The organism is Catenuloplanes indicus (genome assembly GCF_030813715.1).
Lineage (GTDB): Bacteria > Actinomycetota > Actinomycetes > Mycobacteriales > Micromonosporaceae > Catenuloplanes > Catenuloplanes indicus.
In genome coordinates this window covers 5835791-5855198 of sequence record NZ_JAUSUZ010000001.1, presented here as the reverse complement: position 1 = coordinate 5855198, position 19408 = coordinate 5835791, and the positions used below count along the sequence as shown (strand labels likewise).

Below are 19408 nucleotides of genomic sequence, written 5' to 3'. Positions count from 1 at the left end.
CAGATAGTTCTGTTGCAGACTATCCGCTACGGAAGCTCAGCCCTCCCGCTGGCGTGCCCGCCGGGCTGGCACCGGCGCCTCCACCGGTGTCGCCAGATGCCCCTCGACCAGCCGCTTCATCGCACGCAGGAATACTTCCCGTTCGTCCGGGGGCAGCGCGGCCAGCACGTCCGCGTGCACCTGATCCGCGATCCGCTGACTCCGCACGGCCAGCTCCGCACCGGCGTCGGTGACCGAGATGATCCGCGCGCGGCGATCCCGGGCGGACGGCCGCCGCTCCGCCAGACCGGCGCGCTCCAGCGCGTCCACGGTCACCACCATCGTGGTCTTGTCCATGTCGCCGATCTCGGCCAGCTCGGCCTGGGTCCGCTCCCCACCCATCGCGTGCGTGAGCACGCAATGCATGCGCGCGGTCAGGCCCGCCTCGGCCAGCGCCGCGGCCATCCGGGTCCGCAGCACGTGGGCCGCGTGGTTGAGCAGGAACGACACGTCAGGTTCGACACGGTGCGATGCGGTCATCGGTCCAGGATAGCCAGATCGTCCCGGTCAAGATAATCTCGCGCAAAACAGTTGCGCGGTCGCCGTATCAGGCGGGTAGCACGTCTCGATCGTCGGCTCCGCCGCGGTCATGTCCGCGGCCGCCTGCACCCGCACCGCGATCGGGAGCACGGCCGGCCGAGGCGGCGGGCGCTCCCGCCGGCGGCGCCGCGCCCCTCCCCCTGTGATCGGCTTCGGCGTGCTGATGCCGGGCGACCACGGCTTGATCTCGCTTTCCGGCCGGGTGACCGAAGGAGGACGGCGGCCCCCGCACCCGATCATCGGTGCGGGGGCCGCTGGCCGGGGGCCGGGCGATCAGCCGGTCACGCGGCCGTCGAGCCCCGGTAACTCGTCCTGCACGATCGCCTCCTCCGCCGCCTGATCAGTGGAGGCCACGCCGGGCCCAGCGGCCTCGGCGGCCGGCGGCACGATCGGCAGGAGCCCGGCGGTCGGGAGCAGGAACCGGCGGCTCGGCAGCATGGGGCCGCTGACCGGCTCACGCACGGCGATCCGGTCGCCTGCCGATCCGATCTCGGTGGCTTCCAGCAGCCCGGCGCCACCGTCGAGGCCGTTCGCCGGCGGAAGCGACTGGCTGGCGGACAGCGCCTCCTCGTCGCCGAAACCGAAGCCTGCTGCGGCAACATCGGAGAGGTCGCTGTCAGCGGCCGACTCAGGATCGTCCGCGGACTCCGGAGAACCGGTGAACGCGCCGTTGCCGCCGGACTCGATGTTCTCGGCAGACTCCCGGCCGCCAGCAGACTCGCCATCACCGTCAGGTTCGCCGTTCTCGGAGGACTCAGGTCCGCCGGCAGACTCGCGATCAACGGCAGACTCGCGGTTCTCGGAGAACTCGCGGTAACCGGCAGACCCCCGGCCGCCGGCAGACTGACCATGCACGGAAGACACGCCGCAACCGGCCGCCTCCGCCGCCGCGGATCCCGCTTCGCCAGCGTCGATACCGGCGGCCGTCCGTACGATCACCGGCCCGCAACCCTCGGTGAGTTCGCGCGGCGGCCAACCCGTGGGCAGCGCCCGCGCCCAGCCGTCGGCCAGCCGCCGCTGCACCAGCGCACCGTCCGACTCCCCGGCCCCCGCGGGATCATCGGCGGCCGGCCGGCCGTCGCCGCCAGGCTGCGCGGCACCCTTGCCCGAGGCGAGATCGCCGGTCAGCAGCGCACGATCGCCGCCGGACGACGCCAGGTCTCCAGCCGACAGCACTCGATCGCCGCCGGACGCCACCGGATCCCGGGTAGGCAACACACTGTCGCCGCCAGACGCCGCCGGAACGCCAGTGGACAACACACCGTCGCCGTCGGCCGGTGCCGGATCGCCGGTGGGCGGCGCGAGCCCGTCACCGGGCGCCGCGTGGTCGCCGACGGACGGCGCCAGGCCGCCGGGAAGCGGCTCGAGCTCGCCGGCGGACACGGCATGATCGCCGGCCAACCATGCCAGCGCCGCCAGATCCGCCGCCGGCACCGGATCGCCCGCCGAGATCCACTCGACGTCCACCGGCCCGAGCGACGCCAGTTCGTCATCCGTCCCGCCGCCGGGCGCCGCCGTTCCCTCGGCCGGATCGTCGACCAGCAGCGGCAGTTGGTCCGCGTCCGCCGGTTCCAGTGCGCTGCGGGCGACCAGCCATTCGTAGATCGTGCGCAGCGGCGCCCGCGGATTCTCCTGTCGGCAGTTGACCGGCGGAACCAGCGACGACGGATGGCTCGGATGTTCCACGCAGTGGGTGAGTGCGCGGCCGACCGCGTCCGGATGGCTGCCGCCACCACCGGAATCGCCGCAGGCCCGGCATTCCCAGCGCCAGAACGGCACGCCGAGCGCCGGGCGGGACCGGAAGACTCGCAGCGGCCGGACCAGGTCGATGTCGTCGTCGATCACGGCGGCCGGGGCTTCGAGGGTGGTCATGAACGCCGCCCCTTCCCGAAGAGACAAATACCCTACGGGCTCATTTTTCAGACGAAAAACGAAAGAGGGGCCGGTATCGGAGAATTACGGGACGTTGACCACGCCGGACACCGTGGCCTGGTCGATCTCCGAGATCCGGATGGTGAACTTCACCGTCCACTCACCGGGCAGCGGGAAGTTGACCGGCCCGAGCCCGTGGCTCTCGTCCAGAATGGCCATCGGCGCGTCGATCGGCTCCAGCCCGGCCGACGGCAGCGCGATCGTCACCCGGAACTCCTCGATCGGGATCGGCTGTCCCTCGGGCGTGTAGACGAACCCGTGCAGCGTGTTGTACTCGCCGCGCTGTACCGGGTAGATCTCGTACTGCAGCGTGTAGATCGGGCTGGTCAGCGTCTCGCTGAACGTCTCCGGCACCACCACCGGCGCCTCCTCACCCACGCTCCGTGACGGCGTGGTCTGCACCAGCACCGCGCTCGCGGCCAGCACCACCGCGGTCACCGCCAGTTCGACCGCGACCGACCGCCGCAGCCAGATCGCCGGCGGCCCGCCCGGCACCAGGCGCGCGGCCCAGCCGGTCGCGGACCCGGTCACGATCCGCCGGACCAGCAGCCGCGCCGCACCGGCGACCGCGAGCACCACGCCGAGCAGCGCGGTCTTCGCCAGCACCAGCTGCCCGAACCTCGTGGTGACCAGCTGCGACACCGTACCGACCTCGACCATCACCTGGATCACGCCGCCGGCGATCAGGCAGTAGACCGCGAGCGCGGCCCAGCGCGACCAGACCGGCAGGATCACCCGCAGTTCGCGGGCGTCCGCGCGGCGCAGCAGGAACACGGCCAGCGCGATCAGCCCGCCGAGCCAGACCGCCATCGCGGCCAGGTGCGCGAAGTCCGCGAAGACCGTGACGACCGGCATGCGGGACGCGATCGGATGGCCGGACAGCGGCCAGGTCACCAGCCCTGCGGCCGCGACCACGCCGAGCGCGACGCCCCGCCACCGAAAAGCACGACCGGCCAGCAACGGTACGGCCAGCGCCAGCGCGACCAGCCGTCCCAGGTGCGCCAGCCCGAACTGGCTGATCATCACCCCGCCCAGCCCGTCGGCCGTCGCGTCCAGCGGCCCGCCACCGTACGCGTACGGTGCCTGCAGCCAGATCGCCGCGAGCGCGCCGAGCGCGATCAACCCGGCGCCGGTGAACATCATGATCCGCGGCCCGCGCCGTCCGGCCGGCGTGCGCAGCAGCCGCCGCGGCCACAGTGACAGCATCAGCAGCGCGGGCCCGATCAGCAGCGTGAGCCCGAGGTAGCCGAGGTATTTCGCGACCGAGATGCCGGCCGTCACGCCGGGGTCGACCTCGTCGCCGGTGACCGCGCCGTCGAACGTCGAGCGCGCGCCGATGGAGTAGGAGAAACCGCCGCCGACCGGGTGACTGTCCGCGGACACCACCCGGTAACTGACCGTGTACGTGCCGAGTGGGCGCTCCGCCGCCGTCACCGGGATCGTCATCACCGCGCCGGCCAGCGTGGGCTCACCGCCGGTGACCGGTGACCCGTCCGGCGCGACCACCTTTACCCGCCCCGGGACCAGCCGGACCGCCTCACTGAACGTAATGGTCACGACGGTCGGCGCGGCGCCCACGACCGAACCCCGCGCCGGCACGGTGTCCACCACGACCGCGTGCGCGGAAGCGGGCGACACTGGGCCGATCAGCACGATCAGCGCACCGAGAAACGCCGCGGCGACCATCCGTACCCATGTCATGTCCTGTTGTTCGGATCCGGCCCTTGCCATGGTTCAACGCCTGACCGGACTTTTCCCCGCATCCTCACCCAACGCATTGACGCACTTACATTCAAGCCATAGCGTCGCATCGATGAATTGACCTTGCTCGGGAGGATCCATGCGACTGCTCAATCCCCCCACGACCCGGCGGCGCCTGCTGGCACCCGCGCTCGCCGGCGTCCTGATGCTCACGCTCGCCGCCACGCCCGCCGGCGCCGTGGGTGAGCGCTACCTCGACGCGAAGGCGTCCACCCCGGCCCGGGTCGCCGACCTGCTGCGCCGGATGACCGTGGAGGAGAAGGTCGGCCAGCTCCAGCAGATCGCGGTCAACCGGATGCAGGGCGACTGCAACTGGAGCGGCGGCGCACTCAACGAGACCTGCATGCGGGAGGTCCTCGCGGACCAGCACGCCGGCTCGGTGCTCTCCGGCGGCGGCGCGGCACCGGCCGTGAACACGCCGAGAGCGTGGGCCGAAATGGTCAACAGCATTCAGCGGTACGCGATCGAGCACTCCCGGCTGCGCATCCCGATCGTCTACGGCGTGGACGCGGTGCACGGGCACAACAACGTGATCGGTGCGTCGATCTTCCCGCACCAGCTCGGGCTCGGCGCCACCTGGAACACCGCGCTGAACCAGCGGACCGCGGAGTCGACCCAGCGTGCGGTCGCGGCCACCGGCACCACGTGGAACTTCGCCCCGGTCGCCGACCTGGCCCGGGATCAGCGCTGGGGCCGCTACTACGAGACGTACGCGGAGGATCCGGTGCTGGCCGGCACGCTGGCCGCCGGTGCGGTGACCGGCCTGCAGAACAAGGCCTCCGGCCGCCCGGTCGCCGCGACCGTCAAGCACTTCGCCGGTTATTCCGAGCCGTTCAACGGGCACGACCGCACGCCGGCCGACCTGTCCCCGCGCTACCTGCAGGACACGATCCTGCCGCCGTACAAGGCCGCGGTGGACGCGGGCGCGCTGACCGTGATGGTCAACTCCGGCGCGGTCAACGGCATCCCGGCCACCGGCTCGCGCTGGCTGCTCACCGATCTGCTCCGCGACGAGTGGGACTTCAAAGGCGTGGTGATCAGCGACTGGAACGACGTCCGGCTGCTGCACACCGCGTACCACATCACCGACTCCTACGCCGGTGCGGTCGCGGCCGCGGTCAACGCGGGCGTGGACATGGCGATGGTCCCGCCGGACGACCGCGGCTTCCACCAGGCCGCGCTGGACGCGGTGAACCAGAAGCTGATCTCCAAGAAGCGGCTGGACCAGGCGGTCGGCCGGATCCTGACGCTGAAGTTCCAGCTCGGGCTCTTCGACAAGCCGTACGTGGACCCGGCCGCGGCGGACGCGGCCGTGCTGCAGGCGGACCGCCCGCTCAACCGGCAGGCCGCCACCGAGTCGCTGGTGCTGCTGCGCAACCAGGACGGCACGCTCCCGCTCGGCCCGGACACGAAGCGGATCGTGGTCGCCGGCCCGCAGGCGGACAACCTCACCGACCAGGTCGGCGGCTGGACCGTCGGCTGGCAGCGGATCCCGGACGGCGTCACCATCCCCGGCACCACGATCCTGGCCGGTCTGCGCGACACCGCACCGGCCGGCACCACCGTGGTCGGCACGTCCAGCCCCGACGACGCCGTCGCCCAGGCCGCGGACGCGGACGCCGTGGTGGTCGCGGTCGGCAACCGCGCCGCCGCCGAGGGCGAGGCCGACATGCCGAACCCGGTGCTCGCCCCGGACCAGCAGGACCTGGTCGCCCGTCTGCAGGCGACCGGCACGCCGGTGATCGTGGTGGTCGTCTCCGACCGCCCGCTGGTCCTCGGCCCGGCGAACACGACGGACGCGCTGCTCGCCGCCTGGAACCCGGGCAGCGAGGGCGGCAACGCGATCGCCGACGTCCTCTACGGCCGCGCCAACCCGAGCGGTCGTCTCCCGGTCTCCTGGCCCAGCCAGATCGGCAACCAGCCGCTCTACTACCAGCAGCTCCCCGGCACGAACGCCGGCACCGGATCCGGCTACACCCCCGCGTACCCGTTCGGCGCCGGTCTCTCCTACACCACGTTCACCACGGCCGGCACCACACTCGCGTCCCCGACGGTCCGCCCCAAGGACAACGTCCGCGTCACCGTCACCGTCTCGAACACCGGTACCCGCGCCGGCGACCTGGTGGTCCCGCTCTACGCCGGCCAGGCGGTAGCCAACCCGCTGGCCCCGCCCCGCCGCCTGGTGGCCTTCACCAAGGTCTCGCTGGCCCCCGGCGAGAACCGCACCGTGACCCTCAACTTCCCCGCATCCCGCCTCGCCGTCACCCCCGGCGACATGATCTCCACCGACTCCCCCCGCGTCACCCCCGGCCGATACCTCATCACCGCCGGCGAATCCGCCGCCACCCTCACGGTCCGCTAGACGAGATCCCCGGGTGCCGGGACCGTGGTCTCACGGTCCGGGCACCCGGCCTCGACGGGCGAGGCTGTTTCCGAGGGCGTAGCCGGTGGTGGTTCGCGGGCCGCTAGATCGCGGCGCGGAGCATCAGGGTGCCGCCGTAGATGAGGGCGGTGGTGGTGCCGAGGAGCATCAGGAGTGCCCAGAAGGCGCCGGAGAGACTGGTCAGGCGGTGGAGGGCGCCGGCGTCGGAGGAGTTGTGGTCGTAGCCGCGGGTGCGGAGGAAGATCAGCATGGTCTCGACGGCGGCGATCAGCAGGAACCAGGCCCAGACGTGGGCGAAGAGTTCGCGCATCGGCGGCTCCACGGCCAGGGCGACATAACAGATCACGATCATCAGCGTCGGCACGACCAGCCAGCCGAGCAGCCCGCGCACCGCGAACAGCATGACGAACAGGAATCCGAGGCTGGCCCAGAGCGTCGCGTCGACCAGATCGCGGGCCAGCAGCCACGCGGCGGCCAGGCCGAACAGCGACGGCGCGACGTACCCGATGAACTTGACCGCGACGTCGACCGCCCATGGCATGTCCTCGTCGAAGTACGTCGCGCCGCCGCCGTCCCGGAACAGCCGGATCGCCCGCACGCGCTGGAACAGCAGCTTGGCCAGCAGCGCGTGCCCGCCCTCGTGCGCGATCGTGTCGATCAGGCCGAAGACGACGTACGCCGGGACCGCCAGCAGCCAGGCCAGCAGCGCGCCGGCCCAGGCCACCTTGTTGACTCCCGGATCAGGGTCGGCCGCGGCGATCTCCAGTAGACCGGGCATGCCGCCAAGCTATCCAGGGCTCAATATTGATCACCATCCCCGACAAGGATGCTATCCGTCACCGGACAATCGCTTGACGTAGCGGCCGATCACCGTCCCACGGTGAGCCGCGGCCACCCGGCCACGTCGGCCCGCAGCGCCCGGTCGTGCGTGGCCAGCACGACCGCCGCCCGGGTGCCGCCCAGCGCCTCGGTCAGCTCGTCGACCAGCGCGATCGACAGGTGGTTCGTCGGCTCGTCGAGCAGCAGCAGGTGCGGGCGCCGGGCCAGCACCAGCGCCAGGTCGAGCCGGCGCCGGCGGCCGGTGGACAGCTCCCGTACCGGCCGGTCCAGCTCCCGCCGGTCGAGCAGGCCGAGGCCCTCCAGCTCGACCGTGCCACCGGCCGCCGCGAACAACGTGCGCGCGGTGGCGCCGCCCGGCTCCGGCGACTCCTGCGCCAGGTAGCCGATGCGCTGACTCCGCGCGACGCGCCGGGTCCCGGTGTCCGGCCGCAACCGCCCCGCGAGCACGGCCAGCAGCGTGGACTTGCCGGCACCGTTACGGCCGTCGACGTGCAGCCGCCCGGACGGCCCGATGGTGAGCGTGACCGGCTGCTCCAGGCGGCCGGCCACGGTCACGTCGTCCAGCGTGATCGCCGCGTTCCGCGGCAGCTCGGGCAGGCGCAGGCGCAGCGGCGGCTCCGGCATGGTGACCGCGTGCGCGGCCAGCTCGTCCTGCCGCCGGTGGAACGTGCGGACCTGGGACGACGCGCGGGTGGCGCGCTTGTGCTTGTTCGTGCCCTTGTCCGGCCGCCAGTTGTCGATCAGGCGGTCCCGCGCGCCGGCCAGGTTCGCGGTCAGCCGCGCGTTCTCGGTCTGCTGCTTGTCGTACTCCTCCTGCCAGCGTTCCCGCTCGGCCGCGCGACCGGCGAGGTATCCGGCGTACCCGTCGCCGTAGACGCGCGGCAGGCCGTCGCGCGACGGGTCCAGGTCGACGATCGTGGTGGCCACCGCGGCCAGCAGCGCCCGGTCGTGGCTGACCAGCACCACACCGGCCCGGGTGCCGGTCAGTGCCGACGTCAGGTAGGCCAGCCCTCCGCCGTCGAGGTGGTTGGTCGGCTCGTCCAGCAGCAGGAAGTCGTGCCCCGCGCCGAGCAGGCAGGCGAGCCGCACCCGGTAGCGGCCGCCGACGGACAGCTCGGCCAGCGGCCGCGTCCGGTCCCGTTCCGCGCCCAGCGCGGCCAGCGCGGCGTCGACCCGGTGGTCGGCGTCCCAGGCCTCCAGCGCCTCCGCGGCGTGCAGCGCCCCGGCATATCGGTCGGCCGCGCCGGGGTCGGCCCGGGTCAGCGCGTCCGCGGCCGCGTCGAGTGCGCGTAGCGCGGCCCGGGCATCGGACAGCTCCGCGTCGATCACGTCGCCGACCGTGGCGTCGCCGGTGGCGTGCAGTTCCTGTGCGGCGAGGCCGAGCGTGCCGGAGCGGCGTACCGTGCCGGAGTCCGGTTCGAGCGTGCCGGCGAGCACGGCCAGCAGCGTGGACTTGCCACGTCCGTTCTCGCCGACGACGCCCCAGCGCGAGCCGGGCGTGACGGTCAGGGCGGCGCCGCGCAGCACGGGTACGCCGCCGCGCGCGATGTGGATGTCGGTCGCGGTCAGCTGCGCACGGGCGCGCGCAGGCAGAATCGTCGATGTTGGCATTGCTCTCCCAGCACGGAGCGGCGCGCCCGCATGACCGGCGGGCGGCGCTCGACGAGGCTTACGTGGACGGCGGGGAGGCCGGCTGAGCAGCCGGCGGCCGTCTCACAGGTAGAGCACGTATGGCATGCGCGCCATGGTAGACACACCCGGGTCCGGCGGCAGCCGGATTTCCACCGCCGCCGGAGCTCGCGGTCAGCGTGCGGCGGTGAGCGTGGCCAGGTCGCGCAGCAGTTCCGAGGCGATCACCGGGTGAAGGGCGGCCAGCGGCACGTTCCGCCGCCTGCCGACGGTGACGCGCGGGGCGGATAGTTCCTGGCTGTCCGCCCAGACGTCGTGCCGATTGTTGACCGGAATGCCCGGTGACAACTCCAGCTCGACGCTCACGTCGCCGGTCATCGCCTTCCCGATCGACTGCTGCTGGCCGCCCGGCCCGGGGTCGCCGCGCCGCCAGCCGCGCTTCTCCAGCGCGAGCAGCGCCCGGTTCTCCGCCCAGGTGGGCAGCTCGGCACCGGCCGCGGTGAACACCTCGCGGCCCAGCTGCGGGAACGGCTGGAGGATCTCGTAGTCGCTGAACACCTCGCTCCACTCGCCGCCCAGTTCCACCGGGTGCGCCACGCCCACCAGCGCGTCGTCGGCGATCACCATCTCCCGGTCGTCCGAATCGGCCAGGCTGCGGTCCTCGGCCACCCGGAACGCCGCGACCAGCGCGCCGTCCGCGTAGACGCCCCAGACGAGGCGCCGGACCAGGTGCCCGACCAGCGGATGACCCGCCAGGTGCGCACGAAACTCCGCGGCGATCCACCGGCGCCGGCCGGCCATCGCCGTCTCCAGACGCCTGAGCTGGTCACGCGCGAGCGTCCGGACGTCCTTCTTCAATGCGGCATATCGCGCGTACGCCGCCGCGGCCTTCTGCGCGTCGTCCTGCGCTCCCGGCTTCGGCAACGCCGCCAGCCGTTTGCCGGCCGCATCCGTCACATACGGCCGGAGCTGTTCGTCGAACCCGGCCCAAAACCGCCGATGACCGTAGTCGAGCAGCAGCGTGCCGTCCGCGGACAGCCCGAGGCTCGGCACCAGCCGGTCCGCGAGCTGCTCCGGCGTGAGAGCGAGGCGGTCGGCGACGACGCGCACCTTCGCCCGCGCCTGTTCCTGGAGCCCACGGAATCGCACGGTCTGCGAGATGCCGTGCAGGTGCATCAGCGCGGTCTCGGTACCGATCGCGGCCAGCACGTCCAGCCCCAGCACGGCACGCGCGTGCCCGCTCCGGCCCGGCCACGCCCGGATGATCGGCGTGAGCCGCCGGACGGTCTCGTCGTCGCCGGAGAGCGCCAGCGAGGTGAGCGCCCAGCCGTCGTTCGCCGGGGCGCCCCGGCCTGCCAGCGCGTGAACAGTTCCCAGCCCAGCTCCCGCAGCGCGCCCGGCACCAGCGTGTCCCGCACGCCGGTCACTCGCGGATCCATGGTCGCCAGCAGCGCGATCAGGCAGCGGACGCTCCCGAACGGCAGCACGCCGGAGCCGTCGCGCAGCTCCGATCGGGGCAGCGTCTCCGCGTCCACCCACGCGCTGACCACGGGCCCGGCCGCGCCCGGCGGCACGCGCAGATCCGCGGGCACGCGCCCGGCGGGTGCATCCCGATCGGTCCCGGCTCCGGCGAGCGCGGCGCGGACCCGCGCCGCAGCCGCCGCGGTCAGCTCCGGCAGCACTGACTCCGCGATGCCGGGGTTCCGGGCCACGTGCCCGCTGAGCAGGTCGTCCGCGCCGGCCTCGGCCAGCAGGCGGAGCGCCCGCCGCGGGAACCGGACGGTCGCGTCGTGCAGCGCCGGCCGGGCGGCCCGGTCCGCACGCCGGTCCAGCAGCGCCCGGTACGCCTCGTCCGTCGGGACGACCGCGACGGCCGAGAACACGGTCCGCTTGCTGTCCGCGTCGTCCCACCAGGTCAGCGTGTGCAGCAACCGGGGCAGCACCGCGGGCCCGATGTTCTCCAGCGCCCCGGAGAACCACCGGTGGTGCAGCGGACGAGTCTCCACGGCGTCGAGCTGATCAAGCGTGTGCACCGAGGACAGCAGCGCGTCCTGGATCGGGTACGACCAGTCCGCCCGATCGTTCCCGATCCGGTGCGCCGCCAGCCAGGCCACGTCCTCCGCGACCCAGTCCTCCCGGGTGGGCAGCAGGAACGAGGCCAGCGCACGCTGTTGCGGTGCGCCGTCCCGGTAGGGCGTCAGCGCCGCCTCCGCCGTCGCGTAGTCGTCCGCGGAGCCCGTCGCCAGGTGCGCGCGGATCCAGTGCCGGAACGCCGCGGACGTCTCCGGCCGCAGCGCGTCGAAGTAGTCGATCTGCGTGTAGGCCGTGCTGGTCAGGCGGGACATGGCACCCCGGGTCTCGCCGTCGTGGTACCCGCCCTCCGCCCGCAGCCCGGCCAGTTCCGCGGCCACCCGCACGGCGAACGCGGTCCCGCGCGCCGCGAGCAGGTACTCCGCCACCGCCCGGAGCTCCGCATCGGACGGGTGGTCCACGATGCATCGCGCGCCGAGCAGCGCTGCCATCCCGGCCGGTGTCGCGGCCGGCAGGTCGGCGAACGCGGCCAGTCCGGCCGTGCGCACCGCCGGATCGGCCCGCTTCAGCCGCAGCACCGCCTTCGTCTGCGCCGGATACCCGGTCAGGAACGCGGTGGCGGCCGCGGTGGCCTTCCCGGCGCCTGTTCTGATCGGACGATCGGTCCACCAGCCCCCACGGCGCAGCCGGTGACTCCGTCGCCAGCCGGGCAGTGGCACCATGACGTCCTCGTCGGCCGCGGGCTGCACGATCCGCACGTCGGCTTCCTCTCGCTCACCAGCACAGGAACAGAGCGATCGAGGGTACGGGATGCGCGCTACGGACGACCCGCACGGTGCACCGGGCCGGGTGCGGCCGGGGTCAGTGCGCCGGTGAGCGTGCGCAGGACCAGGCGCAGCGTGTCGTGGCGAGAGGCGCCGTCCGCGGTGTACGCCCAGCCGGCGTAGAGCTGTGACCAGATCAGGCTCTCCACCCATCCGGCCGGCAGCTCCGGGTCGATCGTGCCGTCCCGGTGGCCGCGGACCACCACCTCCGCCAGCCGGGGGTCGCAGCCGGCCGTGTCCTTCTCCCAGGTCGGGTCACCGGCCAGCGGCGGGTCCGCGAACAGCAGCGACAGCAGGTCGCCGAGGTCGAAATACTCCCGGGCCAGCCGGACGACCGCGGCACGGCCGGTGCCCTCCGGCAGCCGGGCCAGTTCCACGGCGCGGTCCATCCGTACGACGCTGTCCTCCTTGATCGCCCCGAGCAGATCGGAGCGGTCCGGGAAGTATCGGTGCAGCGTGGTGCGGCCGACGCCGGCGGCGGTGGCGATCTCGCCGAGCGAGGCGGCCGGGTTGCGCCCGAGCACCGCGATCGCGGCGTCCAGGATCGCCCGGCGGGTCCGCGCACGACTGCCGGTTTCCGGAACATCGGCCCTCACGCTGTCTGAGGATACTCGCTTGACCAGAACGGAACAATCATGTTCCACTCTGGCCCATGCGAGTCCTACTCGGTTATCTGCGCCCGCATCGCCGTACCCTCGTGATCGGTCTTGTCCTGGGTCTTCTCGCGAGCACGGCGAGCCTGGCCACGCCGCTGGCCGCCAAGCAGATCATCGATTCGCTCGGCGGCGGCTTCCCGGTCGCGCCGGTCCTGACGCTGCTCGCGCTGGTCGTGGTCGGCACGATCATCTCGTTCCGGCAGTGGAAGCTGATGGCCACGCTCGCCGAGCGGGTCGTCTTCGAGGCGCGGATCGCGGTGGTCCGGCGCTACTTCGCGGCCCGGGTCGACGCGCTCACCGGCCGCCCGACCGGCGAGCTGGTCACCCGCGCGACCTCCGACCCGCAGCTGCTGCACGACGCGTCCGCCAGCGCGGTCAACCTGATCAACAGCGCGGTCGCGGCCGTCGCCACGCTGGCGCTGATGGCCGTGCTCGACCTGGTGCTGCTGGGCAGCACGATCGTGGCGGTGCTGATCGTCGGCACGGTGATGGTCACGCTGCTGCCGTCGATCGGCCGGGCGCAGGAGGCCGCGCAGGGCTCGATCGGCGAGCTCGGCGGCACGCTGGAGGGCAGCCTGCGCGCGATCCGGACGGTGAAGGCCAGCCGCGCCGAGGATCGCCAGTCCGACCGGGTGGTGACCGCGGCGGAGAACGCGTTCCGGCACAGCCTGCGCGCGGCGCACCGGGCCGCCGAGGTGATGACCGTGTCGTGGAGCGGCGTGCAGCTCGCCATCATCGTGGTGCTCGCCATCGGCGCGTGGCGGGTGGACGCCGGCCTGCTGCAGGTCTCCGGCCTGATCGCGTTCCTGCTCTACACGTTCCAGCTGATCGGCCCGCTCGCCGAGATGACCCAGAACCTGACCACGCTGCAGGCCGGTATCGCCGCCGCGTCCCGGCTCCGCGCGATCGAGCAGCTGCCGGTCGAGGAGCTGTCCGAGCTGCCGGCCGCGTCCTCGCCGTCCGCCCCGGTCCTGGAGCTGCGGCAGGTCTCCGCGCGCTACACCGAGGACGGCCCGGACGCGGTCCACGAGATCGACCTGGTCGTCCCGCGGCACGGCCACACCGCGATCGTCGGCCCGTCCGGCGCGGGCAAGACCACGCTGTTCTCCCTGATCCTGCGCTTCGTCGAGCCGACGCACGGCACACTGCTGCTGAACGGGATCCCGTACGCGAACCACCAGGTCCGCTCGCAGATCGCCTACGTCGAGCAGGAGACGCCGCTGGTCCCCGGCACGATCCGGGACAACCTGCGGTTCACCCACCCGGACGCCACCGACGCCGAGCTGGCCACCGCGCTCGCCGCCGTCCGCCTCACCGACCGCGTCGCCGCGCTCCCGGAGGGCCTGGACAACCCGGTCTCGTCCACCGAACTCTCCGGCGGCGAACGTCAGCGCATCGCCCTGGCCCGCGCCATCATCCGCACGCCCGACCTGCTGCTGCTCGACGAGGCCACCGCCCAGCTGGACGCGCTCACCGAGCAGGCGCTGCAGGAGTGCATCCGCGACCAGTCCCGCACCGGCGCCGTGATCACGATCGCGCACCGGCTCTCCACCGTCCTGGACGCCGACCACATCATCGTCCTCGAGTCCGGCCGCATCCGCGCCCAGGGCACCCACCCCGAGCTCCTGGCCTCCGACACGCTCTACCGCACCCTGATCGAGGCACTCCGGATCACCACCCCGGAGCCGGCCCGTGCCTAGGGTGCCACCCGCAGCACGCCCAGCAGGTCAGTGATCGTCAGCACCTGCCGCACGTTCTCATGCGCCCGCTCCACCTCGAGCCGGGCACCGACGAGTTCCGCCCGCTCCCGGCAGGTCACCAGCACCCGAATCCCCGCCGAGTCCAAGAACCCCACCCCGCCCAGATCGAAAACCACCCGGGCGGGCTCATCCCCCGCGAGCGCCCGTTCGAAGGCCTCCAGCACACTCCCCGCGCTGTCCCGGTCCACATCCCCCACGACGCGCACACCCACCACGCCGTCGCCTCGCCGCTCCACCTCAACCACAAGCTCAGGCTCCACCGACACCCCTCCGGCCACCGAAGCACGCACCACACCACAGGCACGCACCGCACCACAGGCACCCACCGCACCACACGCACCCACCGCACCACACCACGCACCGCAACCACAGGCACGCGGGGCTTCCGGGGCTCGGCCCCGGAGCAGAATGCGAAGAGGGGCGCCAGTCCGCGCACTCCGCGGACAGACGCCCCTCGACCCTCGTAGCGGGGACAGGATTTGAACCTGCGACCTCTGGGTTATGAGCCCAGCGAGCTACCGAGCTGCTCCACCCCGCGTCGGCTCTGAGAACATTACCCCAGTGGTCACCTGAGCTGCAAAACGGCCCCCGGCGCGGCTTGGGTTCTAGCAGTCGTCGCAACACCCCAGTTCAGGGAATGCGATGGACTTCGAGATCCGGGACCGTTCGGTTGTTCAGGGCCGTCGGCGTCTGACCCGCGAGCGTGAGGCATATCTTGCGCTCGTGGGTCAGGGTGTCGGAACGGCAGAAGCGTGCAGGGTCGTCGGGATCAACGTCCGGACCGGCCGGCGTTGGCGGAACGGCCGTAACCCGACCGGCCGTGAAAAGGCGGCACCGCCGATCACGGCCGGGCCGTCACCGTCGGTGCGTGGCCGGTTCCTCAATGAGGAAGAACGTCTGTATATCGCTGACCGGCGTCGCGAACAGGCCTCAGTCCGGCAGATCGCCGTGGAACTGGACCGTGAACCATCGACGATCAGTCGTGAGCTGCGGCGTAACGCGCATCCGGTCAGCGGTGACTACCGGCCCCACGCGGCGCAGGCGCGTGCACAGGCACGCCGGTCCCGCCCGAAAATCAGCAAGATCGCCGCCAGTCCTGAGCTGCGGCAGGCGGTCCAGGATCGGCTGGACCTCAAGTGGAGCCCCGAACAGATTGTGCGACGCTCAGGCGGGACTTTCCCGACCGCCCGGAGATGCACGTGGCCCGCGAGACGATCTACCAGGCGCTCTACGTACAAGGCCGCGGCGCGCTACGCCGCGAGCTGACCACCGCGTTACGCACCGGTCGCGCGGTCCGCCGGCCTCGCCGCCAGGCTCAGCAGCGCACTCCCCGGATGGCCACCGAGATGATCATGATCAGCGAACGCCCCGCCGAGGCCGACGACCGCGCGGTGCCCGGTCACTGGGAAGGCGACCTGATCATCGGCAAGGACAACCGCTCCGCGATCGGTACCCTGGTCGAACGCCACACCCGCTACGTCATGCTCGTCCACCTGCCGGCCGGCCGCACCGCCGACCTCGTCCGAGACGCCCTGACCGCCACCATCGGCCACCTGCCCACACAGCTACGCCGGTCGCTGACCTGGGACCAGGGCATCGACATGAGCCTGCACCAGCAGTTCACCATCGCTACCGGCACCCCGGTCTATTTCTGCGACCCGCACTCACCCTGGCAACGCGGTAGCAACGAGAACACCAACGGCCTGCTACGCCAATACTTCCCGAAAAGCACCGACCTGTCCGTCCACGGCCGCGACCACCTTGACGCCGTCGCCATCGAACTCAACGGACGCCCACGCAAAACGCTCGGCTGGGACACCCCAGCCGAGCGCTTCACTAAACTCTTAACCAAAACCAGTTGATCAACTGTGTTGCAACGACCCCTGGAATCCGCCCGTACGCCGGGGGCCGTTTTGCGTTGCGGAGATCAGCCCTGTGGGCTGGGCGTGGTGGCGGCTCGCTGCGCCGCGTCCCACTCCTTCATGGCCGCGTCGAGCTGGGTCAGCGCCCGGCCGTACCGCTCGAAGTCGCCGGACTGCTGTGCCGCCCGGACCTCGGTGATCGCGTCCTGGACGCGCTGCGCGGCCTGGTCGAGGCTGACGTTGCCGGCCGGTGCGGACGGTGTCGCGTTCGGCGTCGGTGTGGCCGGTGCCGCCGGGCTCGCGGACCCGGTCGGCGCCGGGGTGGCCGGTGTGCCGCCGCTGGAGCCCGGCGGCGTGGACGGCGGCGAGGTCTGCCCGCGCCGCGCCCGGTCGACCAGCGTGTTGATGCCCTCGGTGATGCTGTTCGCGAGCACCACGTACTTACCGTCTCCGTAGGACAGCAACACCCTCTGGAGCAGCGGGTACGCGTTCTCGTCGTTGCTCTGCACGTAGATCGGCTCGACGTACAGTATGCCGTCGCCGAACGGCAGCGACAGCAGGTTGCCGTAGTCGATCCGGGCCGCCCCGTCCGCGGTCAGCTGGCTGATCGCGGTTCGCGCGTCGCCTTCCGTGGTCATCCGCTGGAAGACCTGTTCCGGGCCGAGCACGGGCGTGGAGTCGGGTAGTTCGAGCACCTGCAGTTGCGGGTTGCCGGCCTCGTCGTACCAGCCGGACATGATCGAGGCGAGGTTCTGCCGTTTGGCCGGGCTGAGCGCGGCGGTGAGCTGGAACGTCGTCTGCTGCTGCTCACCGAGCTGGGTGTTGAGGTAGTACGGCGGCTGCTTGGTCTGCGAGTCGGACTGACCCGGCGTGTTCGGCACGGCCCAGAAGTCGTCACCGGTGAAGTAGCCGCCCGGGTCGGTCACGTGGAACTTGGAGAGCAGGTTCCGCTGCACCTTGAACAGGTCGACCGGGTAGCGCAGGTGCTCGGCGAGCGCGGCGGGGATCTCCGACTTCGGCTTGACCAGGTCGCCGCCGAACGCCTTGTTCCACGCCTTGAGCACCGGGTCCTGCGTGTCGAACTCGTAGAGCGTGACCGTGCCGTCGTACGCGTCGACGGTCGCCTTGACCGAGTTGCGCATGTAGTTGACGTCCTGCCCGGCCAGCGCGAACGCGCCGACGCCGGTGGTGGCGTCCTCGGTCTCGGTCTGCAGGTTGATCCGCTGCGAGTACGGGTACGTCGCGGACGTCGTGTAGCCGTCCAGGATCCAGACGATCTTGCCGTCCACCACGGACGGGTACGGGTCGCCGTCGATGGTGAGGAACGGCGCGACCTTCTCCACCCGGGAGCGCGGGTCACGTACGTACATCAGCCGCGAGTTGTCGTTGACCGCGTCGGAGAGCAGGAAGTTCGTCTCCGCGTTCTTCACCGCGTAGAGCAGGCGCCGGGTGAGCGAGCCGATCGGGATGCCGCCGGAGCCGGTGTACGTGTAGTACGTGTCCGTGTTGTTGGCGCCGGGCCGGTCGAACTCGGCACGGTCGTCCGGCGAGGTGGAGCCGACGATCGCGTAGTCGTTGGCCTCCTCACGGGTCTGCTCGCCGTAGTAGACGCGCGGCTGGTCGACCTTGATCAGCTCTTCGTTGGAGTTGCACTCCTGCTGCTGCTGGGCCTGCGCCGGGTCCGTCTGGGCCTCGTTCAGGAAGCCGGAGACGAAGTACGGCTGGCCGTTGCAGACCACCCGGTTCGCCGGCGCGGCCACCAGCCCGTACCCGTGGGTGTAGACGGTGTGGCGGTTGATCCAGTTGTTCTGCTGGTCGGTCAGCTCGCTGTAGTTGATCTCACGGACGCCGACCACGTAGTCCTGGCTCTTGCCGTCCACCTCGTACCGGTCGATGTCCAGCTTCGCACCGAAGTCGTAGAAACCGCGCACCTGCTGGAGCTGCGTGTACGTCTCGGAGACCAGCTGCGGGTCGAGGAGCCGGATGTTCGGCACGACGGCCGAGTCGCTGGTCAGCTCCGGCGGCGGGGTCAGATTGTTCGCCCCGAAGCCCTTCACGTCGCTGGCCGCCACGCCGAACGCGTCCCGGGTAGCGTTGATGCTGCGCTGGATGTACTCCGCTTCCTTGTCCCGGATGCTCGGGTTGACCTCGAAGGTCTGCACCGCCCAGGGGTAGATGCCGCCGATCGCGACCGCGGAGATGCCGAGCAGCGCCAGCGAGACGCCGGGCCAGGTGAGGTTCCGCATCACCGCGTTGGAGAACACGATGATCGCGATGGCCACCACGATCGAGATGTACGCCAGGATCTCCTTGGCCGGCAGCAGCGCGTTGATGTCCGCGTAGCCGGCGCCGTACAGATCGGTGCCGTTGTTGTAGTTGAGCAGCAGCGCGCGCCGGTCCAGCACGTACGCGACCGCCTTGAGCAGCACGAAGATCGCGACGAGCGTGGTCAGGTGGGCGCGGGCCGCGGTGGTCATGCGGTCGCCGATGCCCTGCAGCCGGACGCCGCCGAAGATGTAGTGCACGGCGAGCGCACCGATCACGGACAGCACCACGGCGGTGAAGCCGGCGCCGAGCAGATAGCGCCAGAACGGGAACTCGAAGACGTAGAAGCCGATGTCCACACCGAACTCGGGGTCGGCGACGCCGAACGGCTGCGCGTTGCGGAACAGCAGCCAGTCCTGCCAGCGGCTCTGCGCGGACAGACCGGCGAACAGGCCGACGACGACGGACAGCACCGCGATCCAGGTGCCGACCCGCGGCGTCAGCACCATCCGGTACCGCTCCAGCGTGGCCTGCTCGGCGGACGGCGGCCGCAGCATCGGGCGCAGCCGGAACGCCAGGTAGAGGTTGCCACCGACGATCACGGCCATGGCCGCACCGACCGTCAGGAAGAGCAACAGCTGGGTGATCAGCTTGCCGGTGAAGACCTGCGTGAACGCGACCTCGTCGAACCACAACCAGTCGGTCCAGGCATCGACGCCCCAGCCGAGCAGGGTGAACAGGACGAACACCCCGATCAGGACGCCGATGGTCGCACGGCCACGCCGGCTCATCCTCGGTAGGGGACTATTTCGCACTACCACGGTTGGTTCTCCGCCCGCTATAGGTCCTGCGCCAGCCGGTGCCTTCCGGCCGGAGTTGTCTCGAT

12 protein-coding genes, 1 tRNA gene and 1 pseudogene are annotated in these 19408 nt (G+C 71.6%); 3 read left to right on the top strand and 11 right to left on the bottom strand.

The window, feature by feature from the left end; translation table 11 throughout:
* Positions 1 to 36 precede the first annotated feature (36 nt).
* The 3 genes from J2S42_RS26510 to J2S42_RS26500 all read right to left on the bottom strand — a co-directional run bounded on the left by J2S42_RS26510 (position 37) and on the right by J2S42_RS26500 (position 4212).
* Complete coding sequence (locus tag J2S42_RS26510) at positions 37 to 519, bottom strand: MarR family winged helix-turn-helix transcriptional regulator (protein ID WP_307243302.1); 483 nt, start codon at positions 517 to 519, stop codon at positions 37 to 39.
* A gap of 333 nt (positions 520 to 852) precedes the next feature.
* A complete protein-coding gene (locus J2S42_RS26505; protein WP_307243300.1) occupies positions 853 to 2424 on the bottom strand; it encodes a hypothetical protein in 1572 nt (523 codons plus the stop codon).
* 111 nt (positions 2425 to 2535) lie between these two features.
* The gene (locus J2S42_RS26500; RefSeq protein ID WP_307243298.1) at positions 2536 to 4212 is read right to left on the bottom strand and encodes a copper resistance CopC/CopD family protein; all 1677 of its coding nucleotides are present in this window, start codon (positions 4210 to 4212) and stop codon (positions 2536 to 2538) included.
* A 139-nt stretch (positions 4213 to 4351) separates the two neighbouring features.
* Between J2S42_RS26500 and J2S42_RS26495 the strand changes: the two genes are divergently transcribed.
* Positions 4352 to 6634, top strand: coding sequence for a glycoside hydrolase family 3 N-terminal domain-containing protein (locus J2S42_RS26495; protein ID WP_307243296.1), 2283 nt, complete (start codon positions 4352 to 4354; stop codon positions 6632 to 6634).
* Between the two features lie 103 nt (positions 6635 to 6737).
* Here the strand turns inward: J2S42_RS26495 and J2S42_RS26490 are convergent, their stop codons facing one another.
* From J2S42_RS26490 to J2S42_RS26470, 5 genes are all read right to left on the bottom strand, one after another.
* Positions 6738 to 7433 carry a M50 family metallopeptidase gene (locus J2S42_RS26490; RefSeq protein ID WP_307243294.1) on the bottom strand — a complete coding sequence of 232 codons (696 nt, stop codon included), beginning with the start codon at positions 7431 to 7433 and terminating at the stop codon, positions 6738 to 6740.
* 89 nt (positions 7434 to 7522) lie between these two features.
* Entirely contained in the window at positions 7523 to 9106 is a 1584-nt protein-coding gene (locus J2S42_RS26485) for an ABC-F family ATP-binding cassette domain-containing protein (protein WP_307243293.1), read from the bottom strand.
* Between the two features lie 192 nt (positions 9107 to 9298).
* Positions 9299 to 10348, bottom strand: a complete 1050-nt coding sequence (locus J2S42_RS26480; protein WP_307243291.1) for a DUF4132 domain-containing protein — start codon at positions 10346 to 10348, stop codon at positions 9299 to 9301.
* Complete coding sequence (locus J2S42_RS26475; RefSeq protein ID WP_307243289.1) at positions 10300 to 11913, bottom strand: hypothetical protein; 1614 nt, start codon at positions 11911 to 11913, stop codon at positions 10300 to 10302. Before J2S42_RS26475 ends, J2S42_RS26480 begins: the two co-directional genes overlap by 49 nt.
* A 59-nt stretch (positions 11914 to 11972) precedes the next feature.
* On the bottom strand, positions 11973 to 12575 hold the full coding sequence (locus J2S42_RS26470) for a TetR/AcrR family transcriptional regulator (RefSeq protein WP_307243287.1): 603 nt from the start codon (positions 12573 to 12575) through the stop codon (positions 11973 to 11975).
* A gap of 56 nt (positions 12576 to 12631) precedes the next feature.
* Here J2S42_RS26470 and J2S42_RS26465 point away from each other — a divergent pair, with 56 nt between their 5' ends.
* Positions 12632 to 14335, top strand: coding sequence for an ABC transporter ATP-binding protein (locus tag J2S42_RS26465; protein ID WP_307243286.1), 1704 nt, complete (start codon positions 12632 to 12634; stop codon positions 14333 to 14335).
* Here J2S42_RS26465 and J2S42_RS26460 read toward each other — a convergent pair.
* Entirely contained in the window at positions 14332 to 14655 is a 324-nt protein-coding gene (locus tag J2S42_RS26460) for an STAS domain-containing protein (RefSeq protein ID WP_307243284.1), read from the bottom strand. The genes J2S42_RS26465 and J2S42_RS26460 overlap by 4 nt on opposite strands.
* Before the next feature lie 204 nt (positions 14656 to 14859).
* Positions 14860 to 14933, bottom strand: a tRNA-Met gene (locus J2S42_RS26455).
* Positions 14934 to 15037: 104 nt separating this feature from the next.
* Here J2S42_RS26455 and J2S42_RS26450 point away from each other — a divergent pair.
* A pseudogene (locus J2S42_RS26450) lies at positions 15038 to 16257 on the top strand (IS30 family transposase).
* Between the two features lie 65 nt (positions 16258 to 16322).
* On the opposite strand, the gene J2S42_RS26445 reads toward J2S42_RS26450, so the two are convergent.
* Positions 16323 to 19343 (bottom strand): UPF0182 family membrane protein, encoded by a 3021-nt coding sequence (locus J2S42_RS26445; RefSeq protein WP_307243282.1) that lies wholly within the window; start codon positions 19341 to 19343, stop codon positions 16323 to 16325.
* Positions 19344 to 19408 lie beyond the last annotated feature (65 nt).